Origin of the sequence: Archangium sp. (genome assembly GCF_036389735.1) — a bacterium.
In the GTDB taxonomy this organism is placed as follows: domain Bacteria; phylum Myxococcota; class Myxococcia; order Myxococcales; family Myxococcaceae; genus Archangium.
In genome coordinates this window covers 1-5,639 of the sequence record NZ_DASVWK010000499.1, presented here as the reverse complement: position 1 = coordinate 5,639, position 5,639 = coordinate 1, and the positions used below count along the sequence as shown (strand labels likewise).

Genomic DNA, 5,639 nt, shown 5'->3' with positions numbered 1-5,639 from the left:
CGATGGGGTGACGGGGTAATGGCCGCCATGACGCACTTCGAACAGCAGTCCTACTACGAGCTCCTGGAAGTCCAGGTCTCCGCGACGGAGGAGCAGATCCTCGACGCCTACGCGCGCGCCATGGAGACGTACGCACCCGACTCCATCGCCGTGTACTCCCTGGCGGATCCGGGGATGCTGGATCTCCTCCGCCAGCGGCTGACCCTGGCGATGGAGACGCTGTCCGAGCTGGACAAGCGCCTCGAGTACGATCGCTCCATTGGCGTGAAGCGGTCGGAGGAGGAGCTGGCGCGCCTGCGGGCGGAGTCCCTCAAGCGCGCGGCCGAGGGCAGCACCGAGCCACCGGCTGTCGAGGCGAAGCCGCCGGAGGTCCAGGCCCAGCCCGTCGCGGCGGAGGCGAAGGTCGAGGCGGTGGAGGTGGTGACCGAGGTGGAGTCGGTGGAAGAGCCCATGCCCGCCGAGCCCACGCCCGTTGCCGCCGCCCCGGTCGAGCCCGCTGCTCCAGTCGAGCCCGCCGTGCCGGTGCCTCCCGTGGCCGCGAAGCCGGCCGCGAGTGCCACCCCGGCACCCGTTACGCCCGGAGTCATGCGGCCGGCGGCCCACTTCCGGTCCATCCCCCTGGTGTCGCGCCCCGGCACGACCGTGCCGCCCCCGCTGCCCGCGCGCAGCGCCCTGCGGGCTCCCGTGCGCTCCGCCGCGGCCACTCCCTCCGCGCTTCCGCCCTCGGCACAGGAGAAGGGGAGGGTTCCTTCCCGCCCGCTCGCCGGGCAGCAGCTGGGCGAGGCGCCCGTGATGGCCCAGGCCGCGGCCATCGCCACCGCCGAGTCGGCGCTCGCCCAGGTGGCGGTGATCGCGCGCGACTCGCGCACCCGGCTCAAGACCGTCGTCGACGTCCCCTCCGATGCCGAGTTCAACGGGGAGCTGCTGCGCCGCATCCGCGAGGGCCGCAACCTGACGCTCCAGATGCTCGCGGACCGCACGCGCATCTCCTCCCGCCACGTGGAGACCATCGAGGCCGACCGCTACGACAGCCTTCCCGCGACCGTGTACCTGCGCGGCATGTTGATGAGCATCGCGCGCGAGCTGGGGTTGGATCCGCTCCGCGTCTCGCGCAGCTACATGGCGCTCGTCTCGGAAGGCGAGAAGAAACGCCGCTGAGTCGTCCGGCGGCGTCCACAGGGGGTGCACTTCGCGTGTCAGCGAAGTTGACACCCCGGGAGGGGGTGCTTAGAAAGGTGCGGGATGACTGAAGAAGAAAAGATCAAGGCCATGCGGTTGGCCCGCGCGATTGCCTCGGACATCTCGCTCTACAACGAGCAGAAGATCATCAAGGGCATCGAGCAGGACAACCTCTTCGAGGTCCTCAAGGAGGAGCTCGAGGAGGGTCGTGAGCTCTACAAGAGCCGCGTCAGCCAGGAGATCTTCCAGCGGATGAATTTCTTCGAGCGGGCCATCAACGACATCGTCCTGCGCTCCAAGGCGCACGTGAAATCGAAGATTTGGTAGCCCCCGACGCACGAGAGCACCGTGCCCCGCCCGAGGCTCGGGGCGAGCGGCTGGATCAATACCTCTCGCGCGCCTTTCCGGATCTCACGCGCTCGCGCATCCAGGGCCTCATCGAGGCCGGTCACGCCCAGGTCGATGGCAGGTCGGCGAAAGCCGCCCAGCGCCTGAAGGGTGGCGAGCTGCTCTCCCTCCACGTTCCCGCTCCCGTCCCGGCGCTGCCGGTGGCCGAGGAGCTGCCGATCTCCGTGCTCCACGAGGACAAGGACCTCGTCGTGGTGGACAAGGCGGCGGGGATGGTGGTGCACCCGGGAGCGGGTCACGCCTCGGGGACGCTGGTCAACGCGCTGCTGCACCGGGTGAAGGATCTGGCCGGGGTGGGCGGCGAGCTGCGCCCGGGCATCGTCCATCGGCTGGACAAGGACACCACCGGATGCCTCGTGGTGGCCAAGCACGAGAAGGCCCTGGTGGCGCTGCAGAAGGCCTTCAAGTCGCGCGGCGTGGAGAAGACGTACCTGGCGCTGGTGCACGGGGTGCCCAAGGCCGCCGAGGCCCGCATCGAGACGCTCTACGGTCGCCACCCCGTGAACCGCCAGCGCTTCACCGGCAAGGTGAAGGAGGGCAAGCCCGCCATCACCGTGTACCGCGTGCTCGAGTCCTTCGACGGCGCCGCGCTGGTGGAGGTGGATCTGCTCACCGGCCGCACGCATCAGATCCGCGCGCACCTGTCCGAGGCCAGCCATCCGCTGCTGTGTGACGGCCTGTACGGCGCGGGCAGGAAGGCGAAGGGGAGTGCGCCCGAGGCGCAGGAGGTGCTGGGCCGCCAGGCGCTGCACGCGTGGAAGCTGGCCTTCCCGCACCCGCGCACGGGGAAGGTGCTGAGCGTGGAGGCGCCCCTGCCTCCGGACTTCACGGCCGCGCTGAAGGTGCTGCGCGGCCGGTAGGGGGGGCCTAGAGGCCGCCCAGCGACATCGTCTGCTGGCGCCGGCTGAGGACCTTCACCGGCTGGATGGCCATCACCCGCATGAAGACCTGGAGCAGCTCCGGGTCGAACTTGTGGCGCATCTCCGTCCACATCAGCATCAGCGCCACCTCGGGGCCGTAGGCATCCCGGTAGGGGCGCTTGGACGTCAGCGCGTCGTAGGCGTCGCAGATGGCGATGATCTTCGCGTACGCCCCGAGGTTCGTCTTCGGGATGATCATCTGGATGTTGCCGCGCCCGTCGCGCACCGCCGTGCCGAAGTCCGCCTTGTGCTCGAACGTCGTCACCACGCGCAACAGCGTCGAGCGCGAGAAGCCCTTCTCCATCAGGATGTTGCGCACCGAGATGAGCGGCGCCTTCTGGATGAGCGCCTTCTCCTCCGTGCTCAGCGCCCCACGCTTGGTGGACAGGCCCTCGGGAATGGTCACCATGCCCGCGTCGTGGAAGAGCGCGATGTAGCCCAGGTCTCGCAGCTGTGCCTTCGTCAGCCCCAGCTCCTGCCCGAACACGATGCTCATCAGGCACACGTTCACCTGGTGGTACACGAGGTAGTCCGCCTCGCGCTTCATCGTGGTCATCCCCAGGAAATGCGACTTCTGGTCGAAGGAGATGTCCACGAAGTCCTGCACCAGCCGCAGCGCCTTGGCCGTGCTCAGCGGCTTGCCCGCCCGCACCGAGTCCAGGTAGCGCGCCAGGAAGAACACCGCGCGCGCGTACACCGTCATCGCGTACTTCTTGCGGTCCACCTTCTGCTCGTCCGGGTTCTGCAGATCGTCCCGGTTGAGCTTCTCGCGCAGGCGGGAGAACTTCGCGACCTTCATGTTGAGCAGCTTGCGGCCCGCCAGCCCATCCTCCTCGGACGAGGCCGACTGCTCCTTGCTGAAGATCCAGACGAAGTTCTTCAGGTCCGGCACCGTGACGGGCTTGTTGAGCGAGATGCCGCCCACGTCCTTGGCCCGCATCTCCCCCAGCAGGTAGCGCTGGTTGTCGATGGAGTTCAGGTCCACCTTCACCAGCATGTTGTTGAGGTAGAAGGAGTCCTTGACGCCCACCAGCTCCAGCCGGCCTTCCTTGGAGATGATCTGGTTGACGATGCCCTGGAGCTGGAGCAGCGGCTTCTCGAAGACCGCGTTCTCCGGGTCGTACATCTTCACCGAGCGGATGAGCATGTAGAGGCCGGACACGAGCCCGCGTGCCAGCGTCTGGAGCTTCTCCGAGTAGCCGCGGCCGAACTCGCCGACGCTCTCGCCCTGCTCCCCGGTGACCTTCACATTGTCCGCCATGGCTTCACGCCTCCTCGGTGGTCGCGGTGTCGCCGAACAGGATCTTCTTCGTCTGGTACATGGCCTTGCGCGCCGCGGTGAGGACCTCCACCGGCTGCGTCTTGTCCTCCACCACGCCCTGCAGGGCCTTGTACGCCTGGATGGAGCACGCGCCCGCCAGCCCGGCGATGGCCAGCAGCTTGTCCTCCAGCACCTTCTTCTTGTTGAGCATCGTCGGCTTGACCGACAGCATCTGGAGCATCAGCGACAGGGCCCCCGACAGCGCCGTGGAGCCGAGCGCGGTGAAGACGGCCGTGCGCTCCTCGTAGCTCTTCTTCTCGAAGGCTGGATCCCGGATGAGCCGCACCAGCTCCACGTAGGCCTTGTCGCGGTCGAACTCCGGCAGCAACCGCGCCGCCAGCATGCGCACCTGCCCCACGCTGTCGTTGAGCGCCTCGGTGATGAGCTTGCGCGCCTCGGGGGAGCGGCCGCGGGCGATGATGTTCATCACCTCCAGCTTCACCGCGAGGTTCTTGTTGAGCAGCACCAGGCCGAACATCTTCACCCGGTCCGGGTGGTTGCTCTTCTCCAGGATGTAGACCATGTCGCGCACGGTCTGCGGCCGCTCCGACTCCAGCCGCCGCACGAAGAGCTCCGGCCCCTCCTTGGCGAAGTTGGCCAGCGCGTCGCACATCAACACGCGGTTCTCGGGGAGCTCGATCGTCTCCAGCGCGTTGAGCATGGAGGGGACGGTGGAGCCGTCCAGCGCCTGGAGGTAGCGGGTGATGTCCACCGGGTTCTTCGGGCGCGTCGTCTTGAGCATCTCGGCCAGCCGCATCACGCGCTGCTCCTCGCCCATCTTCTGCACGAAGGTGTCGAGCAACTGGCGGATGCTGCCGCCGGACTCGCGCTGCGCCATGGCCCGCAGCTTGAGGACGATCTGGTTGATGATGGCGTAGTCGTCCTGGATCAGCATGGCGTCCAGGAGCTGGACGAAGACCTCCTCGAGCAGCGGCAGGTCGTCCACGCCGCCTTCGATCACCTGGAAGATGGCGCTCACCAGCTTGGGGAAGAGCCGCGAGCCCTCCTCCTCGGAGATCTCCCGCTGGAGGCGGGCCTTCAGGTCGTCCGAGGCGTAGTTGCCGGCCACCACCAGGCCGCGCATCTGCTCCACGCCGTCCAGCTGCGACTCCAGGTCCTCCGCGCTCACGCGCGCGAAGCGCAGGAAGTCGTCCGAGCCCGTCTTGAGGCGCGAGTAGAGGTAGCCGACCACCTTGTCGACCTCGACCTCGACCTCCTCCTCGGAGACCTCGTCCATCTTGAAGCCCTCGACGACCACGTACTCGAGGTGCTCCAGCGAGGCCCGCCACAGCTGGGCCAGCACGTCCTCCGCGCCGCGCTCGGGCTCGGACAGGGCGATCATCGTGAAGGCCACCAGCTCGTCCACGGTGAGGCCCGGCCGGAAGATGATCTGGCGGATGCCGTCCCGGAAGAACTTGTAGGGCAGCGGCGTGTCCTCGGAGAAGATCGGCTCGCCGTGCAGCATGAAGTTCTGCTGCTCCACCTTCAGCGACAGCACGCCGTGCTTGTCCGTGTACGCCGCGAGGGACTCCTGGGCTCGGGTGAGGAACTCGGGGAACTTCGCCTCGTTGTGGCGGTACATGCCGATCTGCTTGATGCCCTTGAGCAGATGGAAGGTGAAGTTCCGCGCGGCCTCCACCTTCTCCTGGACGGAGGGATCCGTCGCGGGTTCCTGGGCGGCGGTGCTGGCGGTCTGTGCCTGGGCCATTTGGCAGTCCAGTCTAGCCCGATTCTTCCCGGCTTGCGCGGTTGCTGGACCTGTCGGGAAGGGTACACCCCGGAAATGGCGGGGTTTCGGGGCCGTGCTAGGA

5 protein-coding genes are annotated in these 5,639 nt (G+C 67.7%); 3 read left to right on the top strand and 2 right to left on the bottom strand.

The features are described 5' to 3' along the window. The 3 genes from VF794_RS17500 to VF794_RS17490 form a co-directional block, all read left to right on the top strand. On the top strand, nt 1-1,158 hold a 1,158-nt coding region (locus VF794_RS17500), incomplete at its 5' end, for a helix-turn-helix domain-containing protein (RefSeq protein ID WP_331111850.1). Nucleotides 1,159-1,242: 84 nt separating this feature from the next. Next, nucleotides 1,243-1,506, top strand: a complete 264-nt coding sequence (locus VF794_RS17495; RefSeq protein ID WP_267536573.1) for a hypothetical protein — start codon at nt 1,243-1,245, stop codon at nt 1,504-1,506. Next, a complete protein-coding gene (locus tag VF794_RS17490; RefSeq protein WP_331111846.1) occupies nt 1,500-2,447 on the top strand; it encodes an RluA family pseudouridine synthase in 948 nt (315 codons plus the stop codon). The genes VF794_RS17495 and VF794_RS17490 overlap by 7 nt, the downstream gene beginning before the upstream one ends. 7 nt (nt 2,448-2,454) lie before the next feature. Here the strand turns inward: VF794_RS17490 and VF794_RS17485 are convergent, their stop codons facing one another. Continuing rightward, the gene (locus tag VF794_RS17485; protein ID WP_331111844.1) at nt 2,455-3,768 is read right to left on the bottom strand and encodes an HD-GYP domain-containing protein; all 1,314 of its coding nucleotides are present in this window, start codon (nt 3,766-3,768) and stop codon (nt 2,455-2,457) included. Nucleotides 3,769-3,772: 4 nt separating this feature from the next. Next, nucleotides 3,773-5,536: a HEAT repeat domain-containing protein gene (locus VF794_RS17480; RefSeq protein ID WP_331111842.1), complete on the bottom strand. Its 1,764-nt coding sequence runs from the start codon at nt 5,534-5,536 to the stop codon at nt 3,773-3,775. Between the last annotated feature and the right edge of the window lie 103 nt (nt 5,537-5,639).

Excerpts from the sequence above, each read along its gene's own strand:
- VF794_RS17480 (WP_331111842.1), bottom strand. The coding sequence starts at position 5,536 with ATGGCCCAGGCACAGACCGCCAGCACCGCCGCCCAGGAACCCGCGACG.
- VF794_RS17485 (WP_331111844.1), bottom strand. The coding sequence starts at position 3,768 with ATGGCGGACAATGTGAAGGTCACCGGGGAGCAGGGCGAGAGCGTCGGC.
- VF794_RS17495 (WP_267536573.1), top strand. The coding sequence starts at position 1,243 with ATGACTGAAGAAGAAAAGATCAAGGCCATGCGGTTGGCCCGCGCGATT.